The organism is uncultured Zoogloea sp. (assembly GCF_937894855.1).
Taxonomy (GTDB): Bacteria; Pseudomonadota; Gammaproteobacteria; order Burkholderiales; family Rhodocyclaceae; genus Zoogloea; species Zoogloea oryzae.
Window position 1 is genome coordinate 18644 of sequence record NZ_CALAYQ010000137.1, and the last position, 14007, is coordinate 32650.

A 14007-nucleotide genomic window follows, 5' to 3' on the forward strand; every position below is an offset into this window, starting at 1 on the left:
TCAGCCCCCCGCGCCAACCGTGGCGGCCGCCGGACGGCTCGCCACGCGCGGCTGCATCAGCTGGCCGGCAACGATCTTGTGAACGCCCGCCGCGGCGATGGTCTCGCCCGGCTGCACGCCGCCGGTCAGCAGCACGCCGTCCTCGCGGAACTGGCGCACCTGCACCTTGCGCAGCACCGCCTTGACCAGCTCGCCTTCCGGCTGCAGCACCCACACCGCGCTGCCGCCGTCGTGCTCGAAGAGCGCCGTGGCCGGCACCAGCAGGCCGCCGTCGGCCGCCGCCGCGTCGGGCAGGATCACGTTGGCGGTCATGCCCAGCTGCACTTCCGGCGTCGCATTGACGATGGTGACGCGCACCGCGTAAGTCCGCGTGGCCGCGTCGGCCGCCGGCGCCACCTCGCGCACCCGGCCGACGAACACCGCATCCGGCGCCGCCAGCAGGCGCACTTCGATGTTCCCCGCCTTGCGCAGCGCGGCGATGCGGCTCTCGGGCACGGCGATCAGCACTTCCCGCTCACCATCCCGGGCGAGCTTCATCACCGGCGCCGAATCCTTCACCACCTGCCCCACCTCGGCGGTGATCGCGGTGATCACCCCGGCCTGATCGGCCACCAAGCTGGTGTAACCGGCCTGATTGCCCGCCACCGTGGCCTGGGCGCGGGCCTGCTCGACGCGGGCAGCAGCCGACTTGAAGCTGGTCTCCTTGGCGTCGAGCACGCTGCGGGAGACGAAGTTCTTGGCCACCAGATCCCGGTAGCGTTCCACTTCGGCCTTGGCGTAGGTGAGCTCGTTCTGGGCCGCCGCCAGCTGGGCCCTGGCCGCCTCGGCGTTGAGGCCGGCGTCGCTCGGGTCGAGGCGCGCCAGCAGCTGGCCGGGCTTGACCACCGCACCGACGTCCACCTTGCGCTCGATGATCTTGCCGGTGATGCGGAAGGCCAGGTCGGATTCGTAGCGCGCCCGCACCTCGCCCGAATACAACGCGCCGGCCTGCACCGACGACAAGGCCAGCTTCTGGACCATCACCGGCCGCGGCCCTTCGGCCACCGGCTGGGGTTTGGAACAAGCGGAAAGCAGCGCCACGGAAAGGGCGCCGAGGAGGATGCGTCGGTTCATCGTTGGGATTCCTCGGTGGGCTCGACCAGCAGGCCGCGGAAGAGCACGTCGAAAAAGGTGTCGAAATAGTTGTCAGGCATCGGCCGCGCGCCGCTACACACCGGCAGCGAGCACTGCCAGACCGACTGCAGCAGCAGCGGCGAGAAGACCATCTGGCGCACGCTCTCCGGGTTGCCCGGCCGGAACACGCCCTTCTGCATGCCGGCCTCGATCACCCGGTTGAGCAGCATGTGCCACGGGCCGATGACCCGTTCGTTGAGGAACACCGCCACTTCAGGGAAGTTGCCCGCCTCGCACAGCATCAGCTTGCAGGTGCCCGCCAGCGCCGTGGACCCGATCCGCTCCCACCAGAACACCAGCAGGGCGCGGAGCAGGTGCGCGGGGTCGTTCTCGAACTGCGCCACCATCGCCTCCACCTCGCCGATCATCGGCACGATGGACTCCTCGATCACCGCGCGGAACAGGGCTTCCTTGCTGTCGAAGTAAAGGTAGAGCGTGCCCTTCGAGACCCCGGCACGACTCGCCACGTCGTCCAGGCGCGTGGCGGCAAAGCCCTTCTCCACGAAGAGCGCCAGGGCGGCGGCGGCCAGTTCGGCAGGGCGGGCATCCTTGCGGCGCTGGCGGCGATGACTGTCGGTGGTATCCATGAAATTTACTGACTGACTGGTTAGTCAGTAAATTTAGGCGAGTGCGTCGGACTTGTAAAGGCCGGGAATACCCAACGTCTGCAAAAGCCTTGGGCACAGTGCAATCGTAAAATGATGTGGATCGTCTGAAGTTGGCGCGCGGCGTGGGGAAAGGCGCCTACGATCCTGCCGGACTGGCGCATCTTTCACCGCGCATCGAGCACATTCCGGAGACTCGCGATGACACGGCCTCATCGTCTGCTGCCCGCTTTTTTCGTCGCCCTGCTGGCAAGCTTCGCCTTTGCCGACGAGGCCCGGGCTTTCGCCTATTTCGCCACGCCCACCAAGTGGTCGCCCGCCGGCCCCGGCCAGCTCCAGCAATTCATCGCAGCCCCGCCCGCCGGACCTCACATCCCCGGCGTCGCCAGCTACAGCTTCATGGCCAGCGGCCTCACCGTGGCCGACCTCGCCACCGATCCGGAGCACGGTCTCACCCCGAGCCTGCCCCTCGCCAGCCTGCTCGCACCGCTCGACAAGGAGACCGCCGCCCAGCGCGAACTGCGCGTCGAAGCCATCCTGACCAGCGCCCTGCTCACCTGGGCCAACGCCGTGAATGTCGGCGCCGCCATCAACCTCACCCTCCAACCCGTGGCCGACTCGGGCGCCCGGGCGGGCGACGCCGTACAGGGCGGCGTCGGCGATATCCGCATCGGCGCCTACCGTTTCATCGGCGCGCTGCCGCCGCAGTCCCAGCCGAAGATGGATTTCCTGGCCTTCGCCTTCCAGCCCGGCACCCTGGCCTTCGGCAGCACCCTGTTTGGTGACGTGCATTTCCGCTGTCGCCTCGACAAGGACCCGGCCTCTGCCACCTTCTGCCCCGAAGGCGTCAACTGGGTGGACGACCCGAAAGCCGGCGCGGGCAGCTTCGACCTCTTCACCGTCGCCCTGCACGAGTTCGGCCACGCCCTCGGGCTCGGCCATTCCGACCAGGCCGGCTCGATCATGGCCGATACCTACCAGGGCCCCCAGCGCGCGCTGGGCGCCGACGACATCGCCGGCATCCGGGCGATCTACCAGCCCATCCCCGAACCGTCCGGCCTACCCGTCGCCATCGCCAGCCTGATCGGCCTCGCCGGCCGACGCCGAATACGCGGCGCACCAACAAACCTCGCACGAAACGTGAATATGTCACAGTGTAAAAATTGAATCTGTTGACATAAATAAAACCCATCCTGAGATACTCTCATCTCCTGCAGCGACAACAACCAGGAGAACTCCAATGAAATCCCCCGACCAGCACGCCCCGTCCGCTCGGCAAACCAACCGGCGCAGCCTCCTCCTCGCCGCAGGCGGCGCCCTCCTCCTTGGAGCGACAGGCCTGCCGTTCGCCGCGCGGGCCGCTAGCCAGCACCAGAACTTCCTCCCCGACCTCCCCTACGCCCTCGACGCCCTGGACCCGGTGCTCTCGGCCAACACCCTCGGCTACCACTACGGCAAGCACCACAAGGCCTACGCCGACAACACCGCTAAGCTCATCGCCGGCACGCCGCAAGAGGGCCAGTCGCTTGCCCAGCTCATCGCCGCCAGCGCCGGCAAGGCCGACCAGGTCGCGCTCTTCAACAACGCGGCCCAGACCTGGAACCACAGCTTCTACTGGCAGAGCTTGCGCCCCCGCGGCGGCGGCGAACCGCCGGCCGAGCTGCGCCAGCGCCTGGAGGCCGCCTTCGGCAGCACCGCCAACTTCAAGAAGGAATTCGCCAGCGCCGCCACCACCCAGTTCGGCAGCGGCTGGGCGTGGCTGGTGGCCGATGGCGACCGCCTGAAGATCATCAAGACCGGCAACGCCGACACACCGCTCACCGCCGGCCTCAAGCCGCTGCTGGCGATCGACGTGTGGGAGCACGCCTATTACCTCGACTACCAGAACCGGCGCGCCGACTACGTCAATGCCGTACTCGACAAGCTGATCAACTGGGAGTTTGCCCTGCGCAACCTCGGCTGACCGCCCCACCAACCCGATCCACGATGACGTTCCCGACCATCCTGTTTGGCGCCTTTGACCGGCACAATTTCGGCGACCTGCTGTTTCCCCATGTGGCTGCCGCCCTGCTGCCGGCGCGGCCGCTCATCTTTGCCGGGCTCGCCGAACGGGACATGCGGGAGTGGGGCGGGCATCCCGTCCACGCCATCACCCAGCTGGCCGAAACCTGGGGCGACAAGCCGATCCGGCTGATCCACGCCGGCGGCGAGCTCCTCACCTGCAAGGCCTGGGAAGCCGCGGTGATGCTCCAGCCGCCGGCCGCCGCCCAGGTCATCGTCAGCCGCCTCGACGCCAGCCCGTCGGCCCGCGACGCCTGGACCGAGCGCATCCTCGGCCTGCCATCCCACGCGCCGTACTGCGTCTCGCCGGGCCTCTTTCCGGCCGCCCAGCGGCGCGTTTACTGTGCGGTGGGCGGCGTCGAGCTGGCGGACAGCCCAGCCGAACTCCGCGATGAAGTCATCACCGCCCTCCGCGCGGCCAACGCCGTCGGCGTGCGCGACCGGCTCACCCTGGCCCACCTGCGCGCCGCCGGCATCCAGGCCCGGCTGATGCCCGATCCGGCGGTGATGGTGGCCGAACTCTTCGGCCCCACCATCGGCGCCCACGCCGCCCAGGGCGAGCTCGCCGACATCCGTGCGGCCTTCCCCAAGGGCTACCTGGCCGTCCAGCTGCGGGCCGATTTCGGCGACGACGCCACCCTCGCGGCGCTTGCCGCCCAGCTCGACCGGGCTGCTGGCGCCGCCGGGCTCGGCATCGTGCTGTTCCGCGCCGGCGCCGCGCCGTGGCACGACGACCTGGACTGCCTGCAGCGCCTCGCCGGCCTGCTCCGCACCCGGCCGCTGACCATCCTCAACTCGCTCTACCTCTGGGACATCTGCGCCCTCATCGCCCACAGCAGCGGCTACTGCGGCAGCAGCCTGCATGGGCGCATCGTGGCGATGGCCTTCGGCCTGCCGCGCATCAACGTGCTCCACCCCCGCCAGGCCGGCCACCCCACCAAACAGGCCGCCTTCGCCGCCACCTGGGAAGCCACCGGCCACCCGGGCGCCGTGCACGTCTCCGACGTGGCCGGCAGCCTCGCCCGGACCCTCGCCACCGATCCAGCCCAGCGTCGCAAGATGGCCCACGAGCTCGCCACGCTCTACCGTCAGGGCTTCGCCGCCCTCGGCGCCTGAAGCACCCAGCCCCTCAGCGCCAGCTCACCCGCGCGCCCGCCGGCACCAGCATCGCCGCGCCGTGCACCGCCTCGAAGGGCCGCGCGCCGCTCCACGCCGTCAGCCGGCCGGCGGCATCGGCCTCCAGCCGGTCGAGCCGCACGCCCTCCGGCGCCGGCCAGTGCCCGAGCACCCGGCCGCTGAAGCCGTCGTGGGCGTCCAGCCCGTTCGCCGCCAGCACCCACACCCGCCGGCTCGCCACCTGCACATGCACCGCCAGCACCGGGCCACGGGGGCGGCTGCGCAGGGTGGAGAGCGGCGTCACGCCGCGGCTCACGTCGATCACCTGCACCGCGCTGCCGCCTGCCGGCGCCAGCAGCACCCATTTCAGATCGGGGCAATATGCCTCCACGCCGCCGGCCCGGGCCGGCGCGGCCACGATGGCGATGACGGTGGTCAGCACAAGCAGGGGCAGGCGAAACATGGCGGGTCTCCTCGAAAATCAACTTGGACGACCTGACAATACCGAACACTTTCACCCCACCCCAGATACACTATCCGGACAAATCACCTTCCCGTACCGGTCGAGTTCGGCCCACTGGCCCGGCGATCCGACCGATACACCGGAGCCTCCCATGCTGCAGCTCACCCTCTCTGCCGACAGCCCCACCCCGCTGGTGGATCAGATCGTCACCGCCGTGCGCACCCGCATCGACGACCGCATCCTGCGCCCCGGCGCACGCCTGCCGCCGATCCGCCAGTTCGCCGAGCACCACCGGGTGTCGCGCTTCACCGTCGTCGAGGCCTACGACCGGCTGGTGGCGGTGGGCTACCTGCAGTCGCGCCGGGGCTCCGGCTTCTACGTGGCGAGCCGGGCCCAGCCGGCCCGCGCCATCGGCGGCGGCGACGCCATCGAGCGGGCCATCGACGCCAGCTGGCTGATGCGCGAGATGGCCAACGGCGACCCGGAGCGCATCCTGGCCGGTTCCGGCAGCCTGCCCGCCGCGTGGCTCGACAAAGCCGGCGTGCTGCGCGCCCTGCGCGGCCTCACCCGGCGCGCCGACGTGCGCCCAGTGAGCTACGGCTCGGCCCAGGGCTACGCGCCGCTGCGCGCCCAGCTGCAGGTGCGCCTGGCGGAGATCGGCATCGGCGCCACGCCGGAACAGATCGTGCTCACCTACGGCGTGCACCAGGCGCTCGACATCGTGTGCCGCTACTTCCTCAAGCCCGGCGACTGCGTGCTGGTGGATGACCCCGGCTACTGGAACCTCTTCGGCAACCTGCGCCTGTACGGCGTGGCGCTGATCGGCGTCCCGCGCACGCCGGACGGCCCGGACACCGCCGCCCTCGAAGCCATCCTCGCCGAACACCAGCCGCGGCTGTTCTTCACCCACTCGGTGCTGCACAACCCCACCGCCTGCAACCTCTCGCCGGCGGTCGCCTTCCGGGTGCTCCAGCTGGCCGAAAAGCACGACTTCATGATCGTCGAGGACGACATCTACGGCGACATCGCCCCCGACGCCGCCACCCGCCTCGCCGGGCTCGACCAGCTGAGCCGGGTGATCTACACCTCCAGCTTCTCCAAGACGATCTCCGGCAACCTGCGGGTCGGCTTCCTGGCCTGCCGGCCGGATCTGGCGCATCTGTTCACCGACGTGAAGATCGTCTCGATGATGTCGTCCGCCGAACTCGCCGAGCAGCTCGTCCATCAGCTCCTCACCGACGGCCACTACCGCAAGCTGCTCGACCGCCTGAAGGGCCGCCTCGCCGAATCCACCGGGCAGGCCCTGCGGATGCTCGAGCGCGTCGGCCTCAAGCCCGACCCCGAACCCCGCGGCGGCCCCTTCGTGTGGGCCCGGGTGCCCGGCCTCACCGACACCGCCGACCTGGCCCGCAGCGCCACCCGCGAGAACATCCTGCTCGCCCCGGGCAACGTCTTCCGCCCCCAGAACCAGCCGTCCGGTTTCCTGCGGCTTAACGTGGGCTTCTGCGGCGACGCCCGACTGGAGCGCTTTCTCACGGCCGCCATCGACGCGGGCAGGCACTGATCGACGGGATTCATGACAAATGTCCTAAAGTTTCCGCCCCCCTCTCCGCTACATGCGGAACACGCCGCAAAACCTTGCCAGCGGCATCCGGACAGTTTTGAGGAATATCCATGTCGCACACGCCCACCTCGCGCCTCCGGCGCCTGATCCTCGCCGCCAGCCTCCTGTGCCTTTGCGGTGGCGCCCTCGCCGACGACCTGCGGGAAGTCCGCGAGCGGGGCGTGCTGCGCCACCTGGGCGTGCCCTACGCCAACTTCGTCACCGGCAGCGGCGACGGGCTCGACGTGGAGATCGTCCAGCTCTTCGCCAGACACCTCGGCGTACGCTATGAATTCGTGCCCAGCACCTGGGAGAACGTCATCGGCGACCTCACCGGCAAGGAGATCCGTTTCAAGCCCACGCTCCAGGAAGTCGGCCGCCGACCGATCCGCGGCGACATGATCGCCAACGGCATGACCATCCTGCCCCCGCGCCTGAAGGTGATCGACTTCTCCGACCCGACCTTCCCCTCCGCCGTGTGGCTGCTGGCCCGCCCGGACACCCCGGCCCAGCCCATCAAGCCCAGCGGCGACAAGGAGCAGGACATCCGCGCCACCAAGACCGCCCTCCGGCTCGGCACCACCTTCGTGATGGACAACTCCTGCCTCGACCCGACCCTCTACGACCTCGAGAACAAGGGCCTCAAGCTCAAGCGCTTCACCGGCAGCACCAACCTCAACGACATCGTGCCGGCCATGCTCAAGCACGAAAGCGACATGACGCTGCTCGACGTGCCCGACGTGATGATCGCCCTCGAACTGTGGCCCGGAAAGATCAAGGTGATCGGCCCGATCTCGGAAGAGCAGCGCATGGCCGCCGCCTTCCGCAAGGATTCTCCCGAACTGCGCGAGGCCTTCAACAGCTTCCTGGCCGGCATCAAGAAGGATGGCACCTACATGAAACTGGTGAAGAAATACTTCCGCGTCGCCCCCCGGTACCTGCCCGAATTCTTCAACGACATTCCCGGCGGCAAGGCCGGCAAGTAGCCGTCACCACACCACCATTCTCCGGAAGGCCCGGAAACGATTCGCAATACCTTCTAGAATGGTGAGCATGAAGACACTGAAAGACATCAAGCTGTCCATGCTCGACCTCGTGGCAATCCGCGAAGGCCGCAGCGTGGCCGACGCCCTGGCGGTCGCCCTCACCACCGCCCGTCACGCCGAGGCCCTCGGCTTCACCCGCTACTGGGTGGCCGAACACCACAACATGCCCGGCATCGCCAGCTCGGCCACCGCCGTGCTGGTAGGCCACATCGCCGGCGGCACCTCGCGTATCCGCGTCGGCTCCGGCGGCATCATGCTGCCCAACCACGCGCCGCTGGTGGTCGCCGAAGCCTTCGGCACCCTCGCCGAGCTCTACCCGGACCGGATCGACCTGGGCCTGGGCCGGGCGCCAGGCACCGACAGCGTCACCATGCGGGCCCTGCGCCGTGACCGGGTCGAGACCGAAGACGACTTCCCCCGCGAAGTGGCCGAGCTGCAACAGCTCCTGGGCCCTGTCCAGCACGGCCAGCGAGTCATTGCCGTGCCCGGCGCAGGCACCAACGTGCCGATCTGGATCCTCGGCTCCAGCCTGTTCTCGGCCCGCCTCGCTGCCGAGCGGGGCCTGCCCTACGCCTTCGCCTCCCACTTCGCCCCGCGCCAGCTGCTCCAGGCCATCGCCCTGTACCGCAGCAAGTTCCAGCCGTCGGCGGTACTCGACAAGCCCTACGTGATGATCGGCGTGCCGGTGATGGCCGCCCCCACCGACGAAGAGGCCGAATTCCTGGCCAGCAGCAACTATCAGCGGGTCCTCGGCATCCTCACCGGCAACCGGCGCCGGCTGCAGCCCCCGGTCGAGCACTTCATGGACAAGCTGCGCCCCGAAGAGCGCGCAGCCATCGGCGACTTCCTCGCCGCCGGGGTGGTCGGTGGTCCGGAACGGGTCCGCGAGGGCTTCGCCCGCCTCGCCCAGCTCACTGACGCCGACGAGTTCATCATCGTCTGCGACGTATTCGATCCGGATCTGCGCCTGCGCGCCCTCGAAATTGCCGCCGGCACAATGGAAAAATGACAGAGGGCTGCGCAAACCCGCTGTAAATCAGGTAACTTCCGGTAAAGATTCATCACCCGACTCCGTTATCGGTGGAGTCATGCGTCATCCAGCACGCCGAGCCCATCCGGGCCGGCGACTGGCCCGGAAGCGATCGGCCCATCCCCATGTCCAGCGACGACTCCCTGCTAAGGCGTTACCGGAAGAGCTTCATCGCCATCCTGATCTTCATCGGCTATGCGGTGAGCCTGCTCGTGCATAACCTGAGCGTCCGCGACCAGCTCCGGCAGAACCTCATCGACGCAGCCCAGCTCGATCTCGTACGCCGGGCCGACGCCCTCTCCTACTACTTCACCGAACGCCACAACGACCTCACCGACCTGGCCGAGTCGGAAGTCGTCGCCAGCTACTTCGGCAGCTACGACCTGGGCATGAGCGCCGACTACGGCCTCGCCATCCAGATCCAGGCCATCGAGGACAAGTTCAACCGCCTCATCGAACGCAAGCGCCTGGGCTTCGTCCCCATCTACGACCAGCTCACCCTCACCGACGACAAGGGCGCCATCGTCGCCCAGGCCGGCGAGCTTCCCGATGGCGCCAACGACGACCTCCACGCCACGACCGCCACGACCGCCTCGGGCAACGTCGAGCTCCTCGACGACGGCAAACGGCTGCGCCTTTCCCAGGCAGTGACCATCAAAGGGCGGATGCGCGGCCACATCATCGCCACCGGGCCGTTCACCCCGATCGAAAGCCGGGTCAGTTTCAGCACCGCCCTGCGCCCCGAGGCGCTGGTCAGCACCCAGTCCGGCGACCCTCTTTCGAGCAATGCGCCCGACGCCTTCCGCCAGCCAGAGATCCGGCTCGCCCTGGCCGGTCTTGGCAACCGCGGCAAGGCGGGGGCCATCAGGGTCGCCGACAGCGACGACGACAGCCCCATCGCCACGCTCAAACAGCACGTCGAAGGCTCTCCGGTTTCGCTCGCCGCACTCATCACCGATGGCGAATTGAACAGCCACTCCATGCCAACGCTGCTGCTGCTCGGCATGGGGCTGGTGCCGCTGGTGGTCATCTTCATCGTGCTCCAGGAGATGTTCGAGCGCCGGCGGGTCGAGCGCGCCCACGTCCTTGCCCGCGCCGAAGCCGAACGCCTCGCCCAGGCCCGCAGCGAGTTCCTGGCCAACATGAGCCACGAGATCCGCACCCCGCTCAACGCGATCCTCGGCCTCGCCCAGATGGGCATCCGCAACTCATCCGGGCGCAACGCCGAACAGCAGTTCATCCGCATCAACGAATCCGGCCAGCACCTGCTGGGCGTGATCAACGACATCCTCGACTGCGCCAAGATCGAGGCCGGCAAGCTGAAGGTCGAGCACATCCCGATCGAGCCCGGCAAGGTCATCGACTCGGCGCTCACCCTCACCGCCGAACGTGCCTATGCCCGCCACCTGAAGTTCTTCGTGCGCGAAAGCGGGCTGCCCGCCAGCTGCCGCAGCGACCCCCTGCGCCTGTCCCAGGTGCTGGTCAATATGCTGGGCAACGCGATCAAGTTCACCGACACCGGTTCGATCAGCCTCGAAGCACGGGTCGAGGCTGGCCTGCTGTGCATCCGCATCAGCGACACCGGCATCGGCATGACGCCCGAACAGGTCGAGCGCCTGTTCCTGCCCTTCGAGCAGGCCGACAGTTCCACCACCCGCCGCTTCGGCGGCTCCGGCCTGGGCCTGTCGATCTCATCCCACCTGGTCAAGGCCATGGGCGGCAACATCGTGGTCACCAGCGCACCGGGCGTCGGCAGCAGTTTCGACGTGCGCGTCCCGCTGGTCGCCGCCGAACCCGAACCGCCCCCACCGCCCGGGCACATCGTGCTGGCCGGCTTCCCCGTCGACGAGGCGGCCGATCTCGTCGCCCAGCTCGAAGCCCGTGGCATTCCGGCCATCACCCTCGACGCGCCGGCCGGCACGCTGCCCGGCGACAGCCTGATCGTCATCGACGCCGGCATCGCCGACCACAGCCTCGACTGGCGCAAGTGGCTGCGCGAACTGCGCGACGAAGGACGCCCGCTGGCCCTCGCGGGCCGCATCGACGAGATCGACATGTCCGGCCTCGCCGACGGCCTCTCCGGGCGCCTGCCGCTCGTCGAGCGCCCGCTGCGGGCCCGCCACCTCGTGGACTGTCTGCGCAACGTCGGCACCGTCCAGAGCACCGCCTACACCCCGCCGGAAGCCCGCCTCACCGGGCTCACCGTCCTCGCCGTGGACGACAACGAGATCAACCGGCTGGTCCTGACCGACCTGCTCACCCAGGAAGGCGCCCGGATCGACTGCTTCCCCAGCGGTGCCGAAGCCCTCGGCTGGCTCGAAGCCGAAGGCACCGCCCGCTATCATCTGGCCATCACCGACATCCAGATGCCCGGAATGGACGGCTACGCGCTGACCGGCCGCCTGCACGCCCTCGACCCCACGCTGCCAGTGCTCGGGCTGACCGCCCACGCCGGCGCCGAGGCCCGGGAGCAGTGCCTCGCGGCAGGAATGCTCGCCCACATCCCGAAACCCCTTGATCTGAACACACTCGTCACCGAAATCCTGAGACACTGCCGCAAGCAGGCCACCACCGAGATCACTGCCATGTCCCCCGATACACCCGAACGCACCGTGCCCACCTCCGCGCCCACCCACAGCCTGATCGACTGGCAAGGGCTCGAGACCCAGTTCAAGGGCAAGACCGCCTTCGTCACCCGCCTCGCCAGCCGGGCCCTCGCCAACTACCGCACCAGCGTCGTCCGGCTGCGGGCGCTGGCCGCCGGCGAGGGCGACCTGTCCGAACTATCCTTCATCGCCCACAGCCTGAAGGGCACCGCTGGCTCCCTCAAGGCCCAGACGATCTACGAACTGGCCGCCCAGACCGACATGTCCGCCCGGGCAGCCGACCCGGCCAGCCGCGCGCTCGCCAGCCAGCTGGCCGACGGCGTCGACCAGATGATCGTCGAGCTCGAAGCCCGCACCGGCGAATGAACGCAAAAAGGGCGAACCGCCGGTTCGCCCTTTTCCGCAGTGCCGCGCCGGGGCCGCAGCCCCGTCAGACCTCCAGCCCCTTCAGCGGGATTCCTTGATCATCCGCCCACGCACCGACTGGATCGGCCGCGCGTTCATCGGATACATCCGCGCAAAGATCGCAATCTGCTCCGACGACAGCTGCTGGGGCTGCTTCATCACCATCCACAGTACACCCTCGCTGCACGGCGGCGTGGTCAGCGACCCCATGTAGGTGTAGTAGTTGCGATCTTTCGGCAGCAGCTCGTTCAGATCAATCGCCACACCCTCCGGCGAGTAATCCACATTCTTCTCCAGCGGCAGGTTATTCCACAGGGTCTGCACCAGCGGGTGCTGCTGGCCGCGCTCCAGGAGCACCGCCACCACCGCCAGCCGGCCATCCAGATCCTTGTGCACCAGGTGCGCCACCATCTCGAAGCCCTTGCCGTTGATACGCTCTTCGGACGGGCGATGGAAGTGGAACTGCACCAGATCGTAGTATCGCCCCATCACCTGCAGGCTGCTGCCAGGGCCAACGTTCACCTGCACGGTATGGCCGTTATCAACGATGCGGAACTGGGTCGGCTTGTAGTCAAAGCGGATCGGCTCCAGCTCGACCTTGATGCCCTCGCGGATGTCGATCGGCGACTGGCGCTCGCCGCTGCCGCACAGCTGCCATTCGGGCTTGAGCACGCCCCAGTTGGCCGGACCGCCTTCGCCGTCGTAACTCCAGTGGATGTCGTGATGGGCCAGCGGCGTGCCGGCAGCCGCCGGGCCGTGGGCCGCATGGGCATCCACCGACACCACCGGCGAGCGGACGACCCGCGGCTTCGGCCGGGGCGGCGGCACGTAGGCCGGCACCCGCTGCACTTCAGGCGGCGCCTCGGCGCGCATCGGGCGCTCCACCGGCCGCTCGGCAGCCGGCTCAGCCTTCGGGGGCGGCGCCGGCTTGTCGATGAAATTCTTCTTGATGGGCAGGGCCGGCTCGGCGCCGTGCTCGCCCTTGGTCTCGGAGACCTGAGCCACCACCGGCTTCTCGGCGCCCTTGGCCGGGCGGTAATCCGCGGCCCGCAGTTCCGGCTTGGCCTGGGCAGTCTGGGCCGCCTTCGCAGCGTTCTTCGCCAGCGCCGAGATGTCGCCACCACCGGCGGGCTTGCACACATCGCGCCACAGCTTTTCGTCCACGCTGCCGGCGGCCACCGGCATGTCCTTCTCGACCTTGACCTTCTCGTCCTTGATCACCGCCGAATCGGCATCCAGATACACGCGCTTGATGGTGGCGAAAGTCTGGTTCCTGCAATCGTAGCGGTTGAGGGCCTTCACCGCGGCATAGCCCGCGGCACCGGCTTCGGCGTCGGACAGCACGATCCGCCCCCAGGCCACCTTGGTTCCCGGGTCAGACTGGAGGATGCTCGCCCGGTCGAGTTCGATCGTGCGCTTCTTGTCGGAGGCAACGGTCTGCCAGTCGGCAGCCAGCGCGGAAGACATGCCGGCAAGCGCCAGCAGGGCAACGAGGGGGCGCAGACGGTGGCGCATTTTTATTCTCCGGAAATTGGCGGGCCGCAGGGGCCGGATGCCCCTATTTCGGCCCGAAGGCGCCAAAGCTTTAGCGGCTGCAGCCTCACCGTGCCCGCCAAAACCCTCGGGGAATCTTGCGTTTACCGGTCGCTTCCAGTACTTTCGGCAAATACGTTAGGGGTGCCGGTGCGCTTTTTGGTGGGCGCTTGCCGGCTGAGACTTACCCTCCGAACCTGATCCGGGTCGTACCGGCGTAGGGAAACGTGGCTCCTGCCCCGTCTTTCCCATCCGGCGGCCCTCCCCAAGGAGCCTTCATGAACGCCCACGATAAATTCCTCGCCGCGTCCGCCCACGTGGACGAGGCTGCCGTTGCCCCGCTGCCCAACTCCCGCAAGATCTACG

Annotated in this window: 11 protein-coding genes and 1 riboswitch; of the genes, 7 read left to right on the top strand and 4 right to left on the bottom strand. The window is 68.5% G+C overall.

What is annotated here, in order from left to right:
* Entirely contained in the window at window positions 1–1113 is a 1113-nt protein-coding gene (locus tag Q0672_RS15480) for an efflux RND transporter periplasmic adaptor subunit (RefSeq protein WP_298623593.1), read from the bottom strand.
* Complete coding sequence (locus Q0672_RS15485) at window positions 1110–1760, bottom strand: TetR/AcrR family transcriptional regulator (protein ID WP_298623595.1); 651 nt, start codon at window positions 1758–1760, stop codon at window positions 1110–1112. Before Q0672_RS15485 ends, Q0672_RS15480 begins: the two co-directional genes overlap by 4 nt.
* A 219-nt stretch (window positions 1761–1979) precedes the next feature.
* Between Q0672_RS15485 and Q0672_RS15490 the strand changes: the two genes are divergently transcribed.
* The 3 genes from Q0672_RS15490 (at window position 1980) to Q0672_RS15500 (ending at window position 4955) form a co-directional block, all read left to right on the top strand.
* On the top strand, window positions 1980–2945 hold the full coding sequence (locus tag Q0672_RS15490; RefSeq protein ID WP_298623598.1) for a matrixin family metalloprotease: 966 nt from the start codon (window positions 1980–1982) through the stop codon (window positions 2943–2945).
* A 73-nt stretch (window positions 2946–3018) separates the two neighbouring features.
* The gene (locus Q0672_RS15495; protein ID WP_298623600.1) at window positions 3019–3741 is read left to right on the top strand and encodes a superoxide dismutase; all 723 of its coding nucleotides are present in this window, start codon (window positions 3019–3021) and stop codon (window positions 3739–3741) included.
* A 23-nt stretch (window positions 3742–3764) separates the two neighbouring features.
* The gene (locus Q0672_RS15500) at window positions 3765–4955 is read left to right on the top strand and encodes a polysaccharide pyruvyl transferase family protein (protein WP_298623602.1); all 1191 of its coding nucleotides are present in this window, start codon (window positions 3765–3767) and stop codon (window positions 4953–4955) included.
* A gap of 13 nt (window positions 4956–4968) precedes the next feature.
* On the opposite strand, the gene Q0672_RS15505 is transcribed toward Q0672_RS15500, so the two are convergent.
* On the bottom strand, window positions 4969–5418 hold the full coding sequence (locus Q0672_RS15505; RefSeq protein WP_298623604.1) for a hypothetical protein: 450 nt from the start codon (window positions 5416–5418) through the stop codon (window positions 4969–4971).
* A 151-nt stretch (window positions 5419–5569) separates the two neighbouring features.
* Between Q0672_RS15505 and Q0672_RS15510 the strand changes: the two genes are divergently transcribed.
* The 4 genes from Q0672_RS15510 to Q0672_RS15525 all read left to right on the top strand — a co-directional run bounded on the left by Q0672_RS15510 (window position 5570) and on the right by Q0672_RS15525 (window position 12069).
* Window positions 5570–6982, top strand: a complete 1413-nt coding sequence (locus Q0672_RS15510) for a PLP-dependent aminotransferase family protein (protein ID WP_298623606.1) — start codon at window positions 5570–5572, stop codon at window positions 6980–6982.
* Between the two features lie 110 nt (window positions 6983–7092).
* The gene (locus tag Q0672_RS15515; RefSeq protein ID WP_298623608.1) at window positions 7093–8007 is read left to right on the top strand and encodes a transporter substrate-binding domain-containing protein; all 915 of its coding nucleotides are present in this window, start codon (window positions 7093–7095) and stop codon (window positions 8005–8007) included.
* Window positions 8008–8074: 67 nt separating this feature from the next.
* Complete coding sequence (locus Q0672_RS15520; protein WP_298623610.1) at window positions 8075–9076, top strand: LLM class flavin-dependent oxidoreductase; 1002 nt, start codon at window positions 8075–8077, stop codon at window positions 9074–9076.
* A 146-nt stretch (window positions 9077–9222) separates the two neighbouring features.
* Window positions 9223–12069, top strand: a complete 2847-nt coding sequence (locus Q0672_RS15525) for a hybrid sensor histidine kinase/response regulator (RefSeq protein WP_298623612.1) — start codon at window positions 9223–9225, stop codon at window positions 12067–12069.
* An 81-nt stretch (window positions 12070–12150) separates the two neighbouring features.
* Here Q0672_RS15525 and Q0672_RS15530 read toward each other — a convergent pair whose 3' ends face one another.
* On the bottom strand, window positions 12151–13623 hold the full coding sequence (locus Q0672_RS15530; RefSeq protein ID WP_298623614.1) for a carbonic anhydrase: 1473 nt from the start codon (window positions 13621–13623) through the stop codon (window positions 12151–12153).
* Between the two features lie 148 nt (window positions 13624–13771).
* A riboswitch (TPP riboswitch) is annotated at window positions 13772–13882 on the top strand.
* Window positions 13883–14007: the final 125 nt, after the last annotated feature.